The 16,663-nt window shown below is 33.6% G+C and carries 10 protein-coding genes; 6 read left to right on the top strand and 4 right to left on the bottom strand.

Features of this window, described 5'->3' with window-relative positions:
- The first annotated feature begins 79 nt into the window (after positions 1-79).
- On the top strand, positions 80-1,276 hold the full coding sequence (locus AC061C_RS06190; RefSeq protein ID WP_478290439.1) for a PAS domain-containing sensor histidine kinase: 1,197 nt from the start codon (positions 80-82) through the stop codon (positions 1,274-1,276).
- Positions 1,277-1,568: 292 nt separating this feature from the next.
- Here the strand turns inward: AC061C_RS06190 and AC061C_RS06185 are convergent, their stop codons facing one another.
- Entirely contained in the window at positions 1,569-1,901 is a 333-nt protein-coding gene (locus AC061C_RS06185; RefSeq protein WP_417971868.1) for an ArsR/SmtB family transcription factor, read from the bottom strand.
- 181 nt (positions 1,902-2,082) lie between these two features.
- On the opposite strand from AC061C_RS06185, the gene AC061C_RS06180 reads away from it, so the two are divergent.
- On the top strand, positions 2,083-5,211 hold the full coding sequence (locus AC061C_RS06180; RefSeq protein WP_478290438.1) for a TonB-dependent receptor: 3,129 nt from the start codon (positions 2,083-2,085) through the stop codon (positions 5,209-5,211).
- On the opposite strand, the gene AC061C_RS06175 is transcribed toward AC061C_RS06180, so the two are convergent.
- On the bottom strand, positions 5,208-5,648 hold the full coding sequence (locus AC061C_RS06175) for a VOC family protein (protein WP_309759423.1): 441 nt from the start codon (positions 5,646-5,648) through the stop codon (positions 5,208-5,210). The two genes, AC061C_RS06180 and AC061C_RS06175, sit on opposite strands and share 4 nt — an antisense overlap.
- A 301-nt stretch (positions 5,649-5,949) precedes the next feature.
- Between AC061C_RS06175 and dnaK the strand changes: the two genes are divergently transcribed.
- On the top strand, positions 5,950-7,836 hold the full coding sequence (dnaK, locus tag AC061C_RS06170) for a molecular chaperone DnaK (protein WP_417943355.1): 1,887 nt from the start codon (positions 5,950-5,952) through the stop codon (positions 7,834-7,836).
- Positions 7,837-7,936: 100 nt separating this feature from the next.
- Here the strand turns inward: dnaK and AC061C_RS06165 are convergent, their stop codons facing one another.
- A complete protein-coding gene (locus tag AC061C_RS06165) occupies positions 7,937-8,851 on the bottom strand; it encodes a Brp/Blh family beta-carotene 15,15'-dioxygenase (RefSeq protein WP_478290437.1) in 915 nt (304 codons plus the stop codon).
- 111 nt (positions 8,852-8,962) lie between these two features.
- Between AC061C_RS06165 and AC061C_RS06160 the strand changes: the two genes are divergently transcribed.
- On the top strand, positions 8,963-9,688 hold the full coding sequence (locus tag AC061C_RS06160; RefSeq protein ID WP_417943353.1) for a bacteriorhodopsin-like: 726 nt from the start codon (positions 8,963-8,965) through the stop codon (positions 9,686-9,688).
- Between the two features lie 837 nt (positions 9,689-10,525).
- Here AC061C_RS06160 and AC061C_RS06155 read toward each other — a convergent pair.
- Positions 10,526-13,099 (bottom strand): zinc-dependent metalloprotease, encoded by a 2,574-nt coding sequence (locus AC061C_RS06155; protein ID WP_478290436.1) that lies wholly within the window; start codon positions 13,097-13,099, stop codon positions 10,526-10,528.
- A gap of 336 nt (positions 13,100-13,435) precedes the next feature.
- On the opposite strand from AC061C_RS06155, the gene corA reads away from it, so the two are divergent.
- Both corA and pta read left to right on the top strand, forming a co-directional pair.
- On the top strand, positions 13,436-14,506 hold the full coding sequence (corA, locus tag AC061C_RS06150; RefSeq protein WP_478290435.1) for a magnesium/cobalt transporter CorA: 1,071 nt from the start codon (positions 13,436-13,438) through the stop codon (positions 14,504-14,506).
- Positions 14,507-14,559: 53 nt separating this feature from the next.
- On the top strand, positions 14,560-16,653 hold the full coding sequence (gene pta / locus AC061C_RS06145) for a phosphate acetyltransferase (RefSeq protein ID WP_478290434.1): 2,094 nt from the start codon (positions 14,560-14,562) through the stop codon (positions 16,651-16,653).
- The last annotated feature ends 10 nt before the right edge of the window (positions 16,654-16,663 follow it).

Raw genomic sequence — 16,663 nt, 5'->3', positions numbered from 1 at the left:
GTGTACATTTGTAAGCATTGATTAAACAATTCAAGCAAAAATTAACTTTCATAATTTCAAATAGTAGTTGCAAAATTTAATGAAAAACGATAATACTGTTCCTAAAATTCTTAGAAGTAACTATATTCCCACCGCAGAGTTTTACAGCCAAGTAATAGATAGCTTACAAGATTATTCCATTTTTACTCTTGATAATGATTTTATAATTAATAGCTGGAGTTCTGGATCAACAAGAATATTTGGATATGAACCAGATGAAATTATTGGTAAACATTTTGATATCATTTTCACAGAAGAGGATATACAAAACGGTATTCCGAAAACAGAAATTAATGCTGCATTAATAGAAGGTAGAGCAACAGACAATCGCTGGCATATTTGTAAAGACCGAAGCTCGTTTTATGCTTACGGTCTAGTATTTCCGCTTATTGGAATGGAAGGGGAGATGTTGGGGTACGTTAAAATTCTTCGAGACTTGACCGAGCGAAAAAAATCAGAAGATGCAATCAAAAAATATGTAAAAGAATTAGAAGATCTCAATGCGCATAAAGAGAACGTTTTGGCTATTGTTTCACACGATCTTCGAAGTCCTTTGTCTGGGATAATTGGTACTGCAGAATATTTGAAAGCCAATTTAAATCGACTGGAACCTCATGTAGTTAAAGAAATGCTTGATTTGCTTCATCAAACCGCTGTTGATGAGTTAAACATGTTAGATAACTTAGTAGAATGGGCTCGAATAAAGTATGCTTCAGAAGCTTTTTCACCTACTAAAATTGCGCCTTTTCAATATGTACAAAAGGTTTTTGAATCCCTTGAAAAATCAGCATCGCTAAATGAAATTCATCTTCAAAACGATATTGAAATAAACACTAGTGTATTTGCTGATGAAAAAATGTTTCTTTCTATTATTCAAAATATTATTTCTAATGCTATTAAGCATTCATTTATTGGAGGAACAATTGTAGTCTCTGCAACAGTTGAATCTGAAAAGATAATTATTCAGATAAAAGATTTTGGTATGGGGATGTCTCAGGATGTTCAAGATAAACTTTTTACACCTCAAATGAGTACGTTGTCTAAAGCTAGAAAAGACAATAAAGGAGCCGGAATTGGGTTGTTATTGGTGAAAGGATTTGTAGAAAAAAATGATGGTGAGATATGGGTTGAAAGTAAAGAGGGTATAGGTTCTACTTTTTGTTTTACACTTCCGCTTAATGAGCCTTTATTTAAAATCGATAGTCTTGATTCAATTGAATTTGATAAAAGGGTGTAATTTATTTTTTAAAAAAATCTTGCAGCTTCCTTTAAGAGCCACTAAATTAGTTGTTTCTATTGCATTCAATTGAAAACATAACTATTTGTAAATCCATAATCATTTTTTTTTGTAACAAATAGCAAAACTTTTATGTAGACTATTGCTATTTAATTATAGAATGTTCTACATCTAAATGTTCTCTAAACTACTACTTTAGTATAAAAACAGGTATTGATATTCCAAATATGAATTTGAAACTAGATGAGGTTTTTTTAATTATTTATGTACTTTTTTATCAGTCTATCTCTACTTAACAACAATTCCTTTTAGGTCTATTCACCATTGTTTTTTTACTAAAACGGTCAAAAATGGTAAAAACCCTTTCTAATTTATTCCATTCGAGTGTATATAAAGACTGTGTACCACTCAGTTTTCTACAAATCAAATTTTCGTTGAGTAAATCTTTTAAATGCTTCGAAACCGTAGATTGCGACAACGGCAATTCGGCTACAATTTCTTTACAGGTTCGGTCTTTGTGTTTTGATAATATAGAAATAATTTGAATTCTGGCTGGATGTGCCAAACATTTAGCCATTTGGGATAATTCTAATTCAAAAGAATGAAAATCGATAGTTTCTTTCATATTAATCGTAATTTATAGATGAAATAAAAATTTAAATATTAAACTAGGGTTTTTTAGTAAATTATTAAATACTAGTACTTTGTAATGTTTTCAGTTCAAATTAATCGTAAAAATACGATAAATTTATAAAACCAAAATACAATTAGTTGCGTAGATTTATAAATCTAAACGCAACCAAATAATGAAATTACAAATTACACTTTTTTTTCTTTTGTGCACGGGATTTATTTTTGCGCAAGAAACTACAGGAATTTTAAAGGGAAATATTGTTGATGACCAAAACAACCCCATTCCATTTGCTACTATTTCGATCGTACAAAAATCTACAGGAATAAAATATACAACTCAATCTCAGGCTGATGGATATTATGAGTTTAATCAATTGAAACCAGCTGATGATTATGAAACGCGAATTACGTACGAAGGATTTAGTCCATTGGTTTTGGATGCTATTCAGATTCAATTGGGGAAAACCACAAAACTAGATTTCTCCCTTTTTTCTAAAGTACAAGAACTGGCTGGAGTTGAAGTAATAAACAATTCTACTACTAAAAAAGGGAACGAAAAACGACTGAAAATAGATGTTATAAACAGCCTTCCTAGTGCAAACCGAAGTATTCAAGATGCCACACGTTTGCTTCCTGAAGCTAATTTAAATTCTTTTGGTGGGGCCAATTATAGGTTTAATAATCTATCTATTGATGGTAGTGCCACTAATGATGTTTTAGGATTTCAGGAGCCAGCTAGTGGTGCTACAGGGTCTACAGCATCAGGAACTCCGGGTGGTTTGGCGGGTACACAACCCATCGGTTTTGGTGCCATCAGTGCTTTGTCAGTAAAAACGGCTCCGTTTGATGTTACTTTCGGAAATTTTACAGGAGCAAGTATAAATGCTGTTACTAAAAGCGGTTCAAACGAGACATCTGGTGCACTATACACTTTCGCAAAAAATAGAAATTTGATTGGTCGTTATTCCGATGGATTGAAACAAGAAGCAGCTGCATTTAATGATTACACGTATGGCGTGAGTATTGGTGGTGCGATTGTAAAAAACAAATTATTCTATTTTTTTAATGCTGAATTGGCTGATAGAAATGAAGCTGTTTTAAATGCTCCAGGTAGTTCAACTTCCAATATTTCGCAGAAAACGGTTACTTTAATTGCTGATAGACTTAAATCAAAATACAATTATGATCCAGGTATTTCGTCAAATGCGCAATTAGAGCGCAAGAATACTAAACTTTTTTTGAGATTGGATTATAATATTTCAGATGATCACAAATTAACACTCCGAAATAACTTTGTAAAAGGCTTTGCCGATAATTTAGAGTGGACACCCACGGTTTTTAATTTTGGGAATCAAGGATACCGTCACAATTCAACTACCAATAGTATTGTTGCCGAGTTAAAAAGTAAATTCACAAATACCCTTTCTAACAAACTCACTTTGTCATTATCAACAGTGAATGATGATAGAAGTTATAATGGTCGTGTTTTTCCGCATATAGAAATCACTGATAATACCTCAAATGCAATATTTGCAGGAACGTATCGGGAAGCTTCTGTTTATGGATTGAGTTTGAACACTATTCAATTTACAGACAACATTACGTATTACCACAACAATCATAAGTTTACAATAGGTACTTCTTCAGAAATTAATGCGATCGAATACCGATTCCTAACAGCTTTTAATGGAAGATGGCAGTATAGTTCTGTTGCGAATTTTCTGGCTGACAGACCAAATAGAGTTCGTGGGGTGTACAATATTGAGAATAATGATTTTGAATACAATAAGAAAACACCTTCTGCTGATTACTCGGTGTTATTATCAAGCGTTTATTTTCAGGATGAGATTCGATTTTCTAAAAAGTTTAATCTATTAGCTGGTTTCCGTGTCGATTGGCAAAATACACCTACTGATTTCCCAATTTCTGACCAAATAAAAAGTACACCTGAATTTGCAGGCTATAAAAACAAAATCAACAACATACCAATATTTAACCCACGAATTGGCTTTAATTATACTATAGATGAAGCTGGGAAGTATACTTTAAAAGGAGGATCTGGTTTATTTACTGGAAGAATGCCTTTTGTTTGGTATGCTTATGAATATTATATTTCTGGCACTAAGTACTTTAATATTGATTACAGACCTACTGGTGTTTTACCCTTAAATGAGGATTTGAGCCAATTAGAATCGTTACAAAGCCGTAAATTGACTGAAGTTAATTTAATTGATAATAATTTCAATTTACCTCGTGACTGGAAAAGTAACCTATCTCTTGATGTACAACTCAAAAATAATTTTTCTTTTAATTTTGAAGCTACGTATACCAAAACGTTAGATGGATTATTATTCCAGTCTATTAACCGAAAAGAAGATCAAAAAAGCAATTTTACTGGTGCTGACAACCGACCGTATTACAACACTTCGGCAGAAAGCATTAAAATAAATCCCAATTTTACTAATGTTTTCTTATTAACCAATACATCAAAAGGATATCGCTACAATCTAACTTTTGGTCTAACTAAAACAGAGGATCATTACAACGGATTTTTGGGCTACACCTATGGCGTGAGTAAAGATATTTCGAGCACGAATAGGAATTCCCATGCTGCTAATTTTGAGTGGAATCAAGCCTTGGTTGCTAATTCACCAGAGTTAACCGCTTCTAATTTTGATTTGCGACACAAAATAGTTACCTATCATTTTTACGATACTAAAATAAAATCTAACGATTTGAAATTCGGGTTAATTTACAACGGAAAATCAGGAAGTCCATTTTCATTTGTCTATGAAGGGGATATCAATCGCGATGGATCTGCAAAAAATGATATTTTATACATTCCAAGAAATCAATCTGAAATTAAATTACAAAATATTGTCGATGGTAATAATACAGTACTAGTTTCGGCGGCTGAACAATGGAATCAGTTGGATGCTTACATCAATAATAGCGACTACTTAAATGCGCATCGCGGGGAATATGCTAAGCGAAATGCAGCACGAACGCCTTGGAACCATCAAGTAGATTTAAAAGTCATTTTTGACACAAAATTTTTTAAAAACAAGTTGGAATTTGCTGTTGATATTTTTAATATTGGCAATCTAATTTCTAAAAATTGGGGTACACAAGTCTACGTTCCTAACATCAATAATTCAGGTTATGCACTACTTGATTTTGTACGAATAGAAAATCAACAACCGGTTTTTCAATTCAAAAATCCAAAAGGAAATCCATGGTTGGTAGACAATTTAAACTCCAAGTGGCAAGGACAGGTAAGTGTGAGTTACTTTTTTAATTAATCTATTTGGCCTTTGTAATTAGGATCAAAATCCACCATCCATTCAATTCCAAATTGGTCTCTGAACATACCAAAATAAGAATTCCAAGGACTCTCGCCAATAGGAACTTCAATGGTTCCGCCAGCCGAGAGTCCTTTAAATAGTTGATCGGCTTCTTCACGACTTTCAGCACTAATAGAAATTTTAGATCTGTTTTCATTTTCATTTACTCGCCCCATACTTTCGGGGACATCATTCCCCATCAAAATGTTTTTCCCAATAGGTAAAGCAATGTGCATTATTTTATTGGCTTCATGTGCCGGTATCGGAAATTCATCATTGGCCATGTCTTTGAAACGCAGGACCATTGCGAACTCTCCGCCAAAAACTGATTTATAAAAATGAAATGCATCTTCGGCATTACCATTAAAATTAATATAAGGATTGATAAGTGCCATAGTTTTTGTTTTTAAATTATTTTATCTTTTTCCTAATTGTTTGTATTCAAGTTATTGCACATATTACAGTATAGCATGACGTTAATGTACTCAAAAAAAAGATATGAAGCAGGATTAGCTTTCATAATATAACTTCTTATGATGTATTATGACAATATGAAATGTCATGTTGTCAGATAAAATGGTGTCAATTTTAACATAAACTGACAATTTAATAGAGGGTTTTGTATTGGCACAAAGATTGACTATTTGTGAAAGAGTCATAAAAAACGAACATACATTAAAATTAAATATAGTAAAAATGGGTAAAATAATCGGAATTGATTTAGGTACGACCAACTCTTGTGTTTCTGTAATGGAAGGTAATGAAGCAGTTGTTATTCCTAATGCAGAAGGAAAAAGAACAACACCATCTATCATCGCTTTTGTTGAAGGTGGAGAAATTAAAGTAGGAGATCCTGCTAAGAGACAAGCGGTAACTAATCCAACTAAGACTATTGCTTCTATCAAACGTTTTATGGGACAAGGTTTTGGTGAAGTTTCGGCTGAAGCAAAAAGAGTTTCATACAAAATTGTTAAAGGGGACAACAATACACCACGTGTGGACATTGATGGTCGTTTATACTCTGCACAAGAATTGTCAGCGATGACTCTTCAAAAAATGAAAAAAACTGCTGAAGACTATTTGGGTCAAACTGTAACTGAAGCGGTTATTACTGTTCCTGCTTACTTTAATGATGCACAACGTCAAGCTACTAAAGAAGCTGGTGAAATTGCAGGTCTTAAAGTAATGCGTATCATCAACGAGCCTACAGCAGCTGCACTTGCTTACGGTTTAGATAAAAAAGGTACAGATCAAAAAATTGCTGTTTACGATTTAGGTGGAGGTACATTTGATATTTCTGTTCTTGAATTAGGAGACGGAGTTTTCGAAGTATTGTCAACAAATGGAGATACGCACTTAGGTGGAGATGATTTTGATCATGAAATCATTGACTGGTTAGCTGACGAATTTAAAACGGAAGAAGGAATTGACTTGCGTCTAGATCCAATGTCTTTGCAACGTTTAAAAGAAGCTGCTGAGAAAGCAAAAATTGAATTGTCATCTTCTTCAGAGACTGAAATCAATTTGCCATACGTAACAGCTACAGCTTCAGGACCAAAGCACTTAGTTAAAAAATTAACTAGAGCACAGTTCGAAAAATTAACTGACACATTAGTAAAGCGTTCTATGGCACCAGTGGCTAGAGCGTTGAAAGATGCAGGTTTATCAGTTTCTGATATTGATGAAGTAATCTTAGTAGGAGGTTCAACTCGTATGCCAAGAATTGCTGAAGAAGTAGAGAAATTCTTTGGTAAAAAAGCGTCTAAAGGAGTAAATCCTGATGAGGTTGTTGCTATTGGAGCAGCTATTCAAGGAGGAGTTCTTTCTGGAGATGTAAAAGATGTATTGTTACTTGACGTTACACCTTTATCTTTAGGTATCGAAACTATGGGTGGTGTTATGACTACATTAATTGAGTCTAATACTACTATTCCAACTAAAAAATCGCAAGTTTTCTCTACAGCTGCAGATTCTCAACCAACTGTTGAACTACACGTTCTTCAAGGTGCTAGAGCAATGGCTGCTGACAACAAAACTATCGGTCGTTTCAACTTAGATGGTATTCCACCAGCACCAAGAGGAGTTCCTCAAATTGAAGTTACTTTTGATATTGATGCTAATGGTATCATCAAAGTTTCTGCAACTGACAAAGGAACAGGAAAATCTCACGATATCCGTATCGAAGCTTCTTCTGGATTAACTTCTGAAGAAATCGAAAGAATGAAACAAGATGCTGAAGCTAACGCTGAGTCTGATAAAGTTTTAAGAGCTAAAGCGGAGAAAATCAATGAGGCTGACTCTATGATTTTCCAAACTGAAACTCAACTGAAAGAACTTGGAGCTAAATTAGCTGATGATCATAAAGTGGCGGTAGAATATGCATTAACTGAATTGAGAATGGCGCACCAATCTCAAGATGTTCCAGCAATTCAAACAGCGCTTGATAACATTAACGCAGCTTGGAAAACAGCTACTGAAGCGATGTACGCTCAAGGAGAACAAGGTCAAGGAGAAGCACAACCACAAGGTGAAACTGCTCAAGGTGACAATGTTGAAGACGTTGAATTCGAAGAAGTAAAATAAGCTAATAACTAATTTTGTATATCAAAATTATGTGAATCGTTTATCCGCTTTCTAGCGAAATTTAAAAAACTAAAACCGAGCCAGCAATGGCTCGGTTTTTTTATGCATCTTTATTTTTCGGTTGTTTTTTTTCACCTTGAAACATTCTCGTTATTACGGCTGCATGAGGAAAGGTAATCGCTGCTAAAAACGAGAAAAATAACGCATTAAAGAGTTGCTCTTCTTTTTTACAGATAAAATATATCAAAGCGATTCCTATAACAGAAGCGAGCCAATAGAAACCTGCATTTTTGCAATAGGTTATAAAATGTGGAAATGAGAAAGATCCATTCAAGAATTTAATCTGATCAATTATAGAGGGAATGCTGTGCCAAATCACAAAGTATATAGCAAAGCCCCAAATTAAACTAGAGGATTTAAATAGGATGGTAAATAATATTAAGTAAAAACATTCTAAAAGGAGTTTACTTCTTATTTTTTCAGTTTTCCAATAGGCATACCCGCATAAACTAATAAAAAGTCCAGCTGAAATTTGAAGAAGTCCCAAAAAATAGGGCAGAGGAACCGTTAAGTTTGCAATTTTTGAAATAATATGTTGAACTTGATCGGTATGAAACACAAATAGCAACAATAAAACTACAAAACCATATAAAAACTGAAATAATACCAGCAGCCATTTGGGAAAGGTCTGATTTAAATTTTGCCATTGCTGCTCTCCAAAGTGGTAGCTACTAACAATAATGAATAATAGGAGCGCCATTTGCGGAATTAAATAGAATAAAAGTACTCCCGTTAAAACAATCACCACATAGTATCCCAGAATCATAATCCATGAACGGCTATTTTTTTCTGGATTTATATTTTTTATTAGTAGTAAATCATTGGCCCCGTGCAAGATTCCAAAGGTAAAAATTAAGAAAAATCCAGATATTATTTGAAAGGTTGTAGGTAGGAAGGAATCCATCCATAGCCCGAAAAAGCTCGCCACTATTGCGATATTGGGATAATTTTTCATAAAATTTAATTATTGTTTAAAAATAGGTAAAAAAAAATAAACAAAAATATTTTTTTATCGTTTAACTTTTACTATATTTGATTAAACAAAACCATTTAAAATTTTTTAATTATGACAAATTTTATGTTCATTTCAGGATTAATCGGGAAATTATCCCCAACCGATTACGTAGGGTTTACTTTTTTTGTAGGCTGTATGGCTATGATGGCCGCATCGGCGTTTTTCTTTTTATCCTTAAGCCAGTTTGATAAAAAGTGGCGTACTTCAGTTTTAGTTTCAGGTTTAATTACCTTTATTGCCGCAGTACATTATTTCTACATGAGAGATTATTGGGCTTCATTTGGTGAGTCTCCAACATTCTTTCGTTACGTTGACTGGGTACTAACAGTGCCATTAATGTGTTTAGAGTTCTACCTAATACTAAAAGTTGCTGGAGCGAAACAATCATTACTATGGAAAATGATTATTTATTCAGTAATCATGTTAGTTACAGGTTACTTTGGTGAAGTAGTTGCACCAGAAAGTGCTGCATTGTGGGGAGCTTTGTCTGGAGCTGCTTATTTCTTGATCGTGTATGAAATCTGGTTAGGAGAAGCGTCTAAATTAGCTGCTGCAGCTGGTGGAGAAGTACAAAAAGCGCACAAAATCTTATGTTGGTTCGTACTTGTAGGATGGGCAATTTACCCATTAGGATACATGATGGGAACTACTGGATGGTACAACGGATTAATTCCAGCAGGTAACATTGATGTAGCTTACAACATTGCAGATGCAATTAACAAAATTGGATTTGGATTAGTAATTTATACATTAGCAGTGAAATCTTCAAAAGACTAATTACTTTTTATAATAAATTTAAAACCGAACTAGCGATAGTTCGGTTTTTTTGTGGCTTAAAGTAAGATATAATTTTACAGAGATTTTAATTACTGTAGTACGTTTATAAAATAGAGTCTTGTTAGGTAGGGGTCACTAAGCAATAAGAATGAAACAAACTCGCATTTTTCAAGATATAAGTCATGTGAGTTGACAATTTATTTGTGCTGATAGTATGCTATTCAGCTAAGAACAAGACTATTTAAGGTTCAATGCTTAGATGACTTAAAGGTTAATCAATATTGTTAGATTGTTTAAAGTTTACATATAAATAAAGCAAACTATTTACATTTAAAGCTTAACATACTTTACATGTTCTATTGTTCTTTTAATCAGACTTTTATTATGGTCAATTCAGAAAAAAGCAACATGATTGAGACGCTTCCAGCGTGACAAATAGCAAGAATGATAGCGTGCCTATTTTATCAATATTGAAAACAAAGTGTTTAGATGTTCAATAATCCATGTAACTGATTAATGAAACTCTAAATCTGCGAATCTGTGGCTGTGATTAAAATTTATTAGTCTCAAAAATAGTTAAAACTATGTATTTTAGTGCATTTCCCTTTCAGGTTCTAAAAATATTTACCGCAAATTCGCAAATTATTTTTTACGTTGCAAGTCTTTAAATTTGCGAATTTGCGGTGGATTTTACATTTTAACCTCGCAGACTTTCAGTCTGCCAAACAAAATCTATGGACTTTAAGTCCATAGTGGTTTAGTTTAGTGGTTTATTTCAAAAAAAAAGGGAAAATGTTGTTACACATTTTCCCTTTTCAATCTAGTTTGGTTTGGTATTTATTTAGGATTTAAAGCGTCACCAATTCTAGAAATTAAATCTTGTAAGTGGTATTTACTCATTCGATCTGTCATTCTGGTTGAGGCTAATTTCATCTCATTTTTTAAGCTATTCAATTGACCTCTTGCAATAGAAGGCAAGTCAGTTTGTGCTAGATTTACTCTACGTGTTGTAAAACCATACGTTACTCCAACAGGAACTGATCTTACTACAGTTGTGCCAGGTTTTAGCAATTCAATCATTTTATCAACGTATATCTTTTGAATATTTCTGCGGAAAACATCAATAGAAGTACTTCCATTTAATTCAGAAAAAATTCCATTCTTAAGATCATTAACCAATTCATCAACAGTATAGTTACTTTTATTCATTGAAGAAGTTTCAATAAGGCGAACCATTCTGTCTCCAGCTAATAAACTTGATAAGGTTGCGTCTTGCATTCCTTTGATAGCTTCAACTCCATTATCTGGGTTTATTTTTGAAAGTACATTTTGATCCAATAACCATTTTGGTGTATTGAATAATTGAGTATTCAAGAATAAAACAGCATCTTTTTGTATCGCTCTTGGTACTACCTCAAATTGATTTCCAGTCATGTCATATGTTTTTGGAGAATCATAGATTCCACCCACATTTTTAGTAACATGTCCCATATATCTTCTAAATTGTCCTGTTAGAGCGCCATACAATTCATCTAACTCAGCATAGCTTTCTCCGTTTTCTTTGGTCCAGTCCAATAAATTAGGTAAAATTCTCTTTAAATTTTTAATTCCGTACTCAGAAGCTCTCATTGCGTTATCGCCAATATCTTCTGTTTGGTATCTCGGATCATAAGGACTTGACTCGGTACCAAACCATAAGCGACTATTTTTGTACGCTTCTTTGGTCATCTCATTCAACTTCACTTTTTCTTCCGTTTCCGTTTTAGCTCCGTCAAAATAGGAGTATCCCCATTTGATAGCCCATTTGTCATAATCTCCAATTCTAGGAAATAATGCAGTTACGCCATCCTCTGGTTGTGCTACATAATTAAAACGGGCATAATCCATTATAGAGGAAGTGTGTCCATTTTTAGCTTGATAGTCTTTGTCTCTCAATTTTTCAACCGGTGTTGCAGAACTCGCTCCCATATTATGACGTAGTCCTAAAGTGTGTCCCACTTCGTGTGAAGAAACGAAACGAATCAATTCTCCCATTAGTTTATCATCAAACTTTTTAGTACGAGCAGCAGGATCTACAGCTGCAGTTTGAATCAAGTACCAATTTCTTAATAGACTCATGATGTTGTGGTACCAACCGATATGACTTTCTAAAATTTCGCCACTTCTTGGGTCATGTACATTAGGTCCGTATGCATTTTGAATTTCAGCTGCAAAATATCTCAATACAGAGAAACGTGCATCTTCTAGACTCATCGTCGGGTCGTTTTCTGGCCAATATTCTCCACGGATAGCATTTTTCCATCCAGCTGCTTCAAAGGCGACTTGCCAATCATCAATACCTTGCTTGATGAATTTTTTCCATTTCTCTGGAGTGGCAGGATCTATGTAATATACAATTGGTTTTAAGGGCTCAATTAATTCTCCTTTTTTTTGTTTTTGGGCATCTTCATCTGATTTTGGCTCCAAACGCCATCTCACAGCAAAAACTTTAGTTTCTGATTTTTGAGATTCTTCTTCAAAAACGCCGTATTCATTTGCAAAATAACCTACACGTGCATCAAACTCTCTTTTTCGCATCGGAGTTTTTGGCAGTAAAATCATCGAAGTATTCAACTCTACAGTTACTACTCCAGCATCTAATGCAGATGGTAAATTAACTCCAATTTGTGGTGTTGGCGTTACTGAAATACGAGGCGGTGTAGTTGTAAATGTTTTTACGCTTCTAATTTCAGTGTTAATAGGATAACTGCTAATTTTTGAAAGAAATGATTTGTCTTTTTGAAAAGCTACGATGTTTAATAACTGTTTTTTAATTGGATCTAATGAAAAAGTTTGAATATCACCATCAAAAGTACTCGTTAAATCGATTACGTAACCCGTATTATTCTTTCCAGTCGAATCTTTTTTGAAAGCTAAAATATCATAGTTTCCAATAATTGGGTCTGAGGTAGAATTTTTAACTGCTTGAGCCATTGGTTTATCAGTATCTGGCGACATGATAACATAAGTAACAGATCTTAACAGAATGTTGTTGTTTAATCCTTTTTCCCAACGAACAACTTGTCTGTTTATTTCTTCTCCTCCAAAAATTCCTCCTCCTGCTGGAGTTTTAGAATATCGGGTAATAGTCATTATTTCACTTCCTAAAAGGGAGTCAGGAATTTCAAAAAGATATTTGTCATTGATTTTATGAATGTCAATTAATCCTTTTTGTGTTACTGCGGTAGAATCAATAACTTTTTTATACGGTTTTGGTTCTTTTTTCCCGTCTTTAGATTCGGGTGCTTTAGCTTCTACTTTAGCTGGAGCATTTTTGTCTGCTCTTCTCTTTTTTTTACTTTGTGCAAATGTGCCTTGCGCAAAACAAAATAGCAAACAGGTAATAATTAGAGTTAGTTTTTTTTTTACCATTTAGTTAATTCGTTTATTCAGTTTATAATTTGTTAATACTACTTTGTCGTTCGTAATTGCGATACGTTACGACTTTAAACCAAATTTATTCATATAATTTCATATTAACGTCATTTTGAGGTCTAATTTTACAGAATTAATACTTTTTAACAATTTTGAACAGTTTTGTTTCAATACCAAAATAATTTTATAAGTCAAGGAGTTATTATTTACACGTACCTTTATTTTTAGGTAGTAGAAAGTTGGCAGTTTTTCATAAGTTTTGAATGCATCAAAAGCAATTGAAAACAATTTTTTTCAAAATTTTTCGTAATATTACTACATAAATGTGTTGGCATGAGAAAAATAAAATACAAGAAAGGAAAAAAAATGCAACCCTATTCTTTAGAATATACTGGTGTTCATAAAAGTAAGGAATCAGAGTTGCAATTATTTGTTTATGATGATTTGAATCTTATCGAATATGAGGATTTTAAGGTTTCAGATTTAGATAAATATATTGAGGTTCAAAAAACAAATTGGATTAATATTCACGGTTTAAATAATGTGGAATGGTTAAAATCAATTGGTCATTATTTCGAAATCGATAATTTCATTTTGGCGGATATTTTAAATACCACACGAAGAACTAAACTGGAAGAGTCTCATGATTTTTTGTTTTTTAATATAAAATCGCTTTTACCAACAGAGCATTCAGATAATATAAGTGTAGAACAAATTAGTTTTTTGTTAAAAGACGGAATTCTAATTTCTTTTCAAGAAAAGCGAAGTGATTTTTTTACGCACATACGAGAGCGCATCAGAACGCATTCTGGACTAGTAAGAACCAAAAAAGCGGATTATTTGTTATACATTTTACTTGACGCTATTATAGAGAATTTTTACGTTACGATTGAGAACGAAGAGGATAAAGTAGAGGAATTAATCAATCTTACAAAGCAAAATCCGGATCCCGTTATTTTAGAGCGTATAGAAAAACACAGAGATAATTTTAATTTCTTAAAGCGTTCCATCATTCCGTTGCGGGATTCGTTGTATGATATCAAAAGCATCAAGGATGATACTATTTTTAACGCTGTAGAAGCTGATACATTCAGTTTGTTTTCGCGTTTGCATCAAAAGACTTTGGAGTTATTGGAACAAATAGAATCGGATATGAGTTCCTTAGAAAGTGCTTCTAATTTCTTTTTTTCGGCGCAAACTCATAAGATGAATGAGATTATGAAAACGCTTACTATTGTATCGGCAATATTTATTCCGCTCACGTTTATAGTAGGTGTGTACGGAATGAATTTTGATTACATGCCAGAACTCAAACGTCATTATGGCTATCATACCGTTATGGGGGCTATGTTTTTAATAGTGATTGGAATGATTATTTATTTTAAAAAACGCCGTTGGTTTTGAAAGTAATGAAGAATACAATCAATTGATTTTGAATTAAATTAAAAAATAAAAAAATGAACAAGGCCATATACATTGCAACAAGCGAGCAAAATAGTGGAAAGTCAATTATTACGTTGGGATTGATGAGTATGCTTATTGGTAAAATGGCCAAAGTAGGTTATTTTAGACCCATTATTGAAGATTTTGAAGAAGGAGGTTTTGACAATCATATAGAAACCGTGATAGGACATTTTGGAATGGACATCGAGTTTGAAGATGCGTACGCCATTACTAAAAGTAAATTAATTAAAAAGAAAAATAAGGGAAAAATAGGAGAGGTTCTCGATTTAATTATTGAAAAATATAAAAAATTGGAAGAACGCTTCGACTTTGTTTTGGTTGAAGGAACTAGTTTTACAGGAGAAGGTACAGTCATCGAGTTAGATATGAATGTACTGATTGCTAAAAATCTAGGAATCCCAACGATTATTGTTGGCTCTGGAGTAGGGAAAACATTGGAGGAATTACTCGATAGTCTTTATCTTGCGTACGATTCATTCAAAGTAAAAGATGTAGAAGTTTTGGCCGTTATTGCTAATAAAGTGCAACCTGAGAATATAGAATTAGTAACCAACGGTTTAAAGAAAAGCTTGCCGAAAAGCATATTAGTAAATTCGATTCCTTTAATTCATAATCTAAACAATCCAACTGTACAGGAAATTGTAAAAGAGTTGGATGCCAAAGTTTTATTTGGATCGGCTCACTTGAACAATCAAACCGGAAACTTTAGCGTGGGTGCCATGCAATTGTGTAATTATTTGTTGCATCTAAAAGAGAATAGCTTGGTGATTACTCCCGGAGACCGCGCTGATATTATTCTAGGTGCCTTGCAAGCCAATGAATCTCTGAATTATCCTACTATTTCTGGAATTGTTCTAACAGGAAATATTTTGCCGGAGATTAGCATTTTAAAGTTGATCGAAGGACTTTCTCCCATAGTTCCAATTATTGCCGTCGAAGAAGGGACGTATTATATTACCAATAAAATAGGATCCATAAAATCTAAAATTTACGCGAATAACAAACAGAAGATTGAAATTTCGATTACTACTTTCGAAAAATATGTAGACTTAGACAACTTGGCTGAAAAGCTGATCACTTTTGAAGCTGAAGGAATGACGCCAAAAATGTTTCAATATAATTTGGTTAAAAGAGCCAGAAAACACCGGAAACATATCGTATTACCAGAAGGAAATGACGATAGAATTATTATGGCTGCAGCCCGCTTAATTGAAATGGATGTGGTTGACATTTCGATCATTGGCAACAAGAAACAAATAGAAAGTAAAGTTGCAGAGCTGGGACTTGCTTTAGATTTTTCTAAAATACAAATCATAAATCCGATAGAATCGGAGCATTATGATGAGTATGTAAACACCTATTATGAGTTGCGTAAAGCAAAAAATGTAACTATAGGAATGGCTAAGGATTTAATGGAGGACGTTTCCTATTTTGGAACAATGATGGTGTACAAAGACCACGCTGACGGAATGGTTTCTGGAGCGGCTCATACTACGCAACACACTATTTTGCCTGCCTTGCAGTTCATTAAAACAAAACCGAATTCCTCTGTAGTTTCTTCTATATTTTTTATGTGTTTAGAGGACAGAGTTTCGGTTTTTGGAGATTGTGCTATTAATCCAAATCCTACTGCGGAGCAATTAGCAGAAATAGCAATTTCCTCTGCCGATTCTAGTTTGGCTTTTGGTATTGAACCAAAAATCGCCATGCTTTCATATTCATCTGGTTCGTCAGGAAAAGGAGATGAAGTCGATAAAGTAAGAGCTGCAACTGAAATAGTGCGACAAAAACGCCCCGATTTAAAAATCGAAGGCCCTATTCAATATGATGCTGCGGTTGATATGGCTGTTGGAAAAAGTAAAATGCCAAATTCAGAAGTGGCAGGACAGGCCAGCGTTTTGATTTTTCCGGATTTAAATACAGGAAACAATACCTATAAAGCAGTACAAAGGGAAACAGGTGCCTTAGCAATTGGTCCGATGTTACAAGGATTGAACAAGCCGGTTAATGATTTAAGCCGCGGTTGTACCGTTGATGATATTATAAACACAGTCGTGATTACGGCGATTCAAGCACAAGGATTATAAATCAATTATG

This window comes from Flavobacterium sp. GNP010, assembly GCF_056428945.1.
Note: the sequence above shows the minus strand (reverse complement) of the source record. Positions and strands in the feature narration are given on the sequence as shown.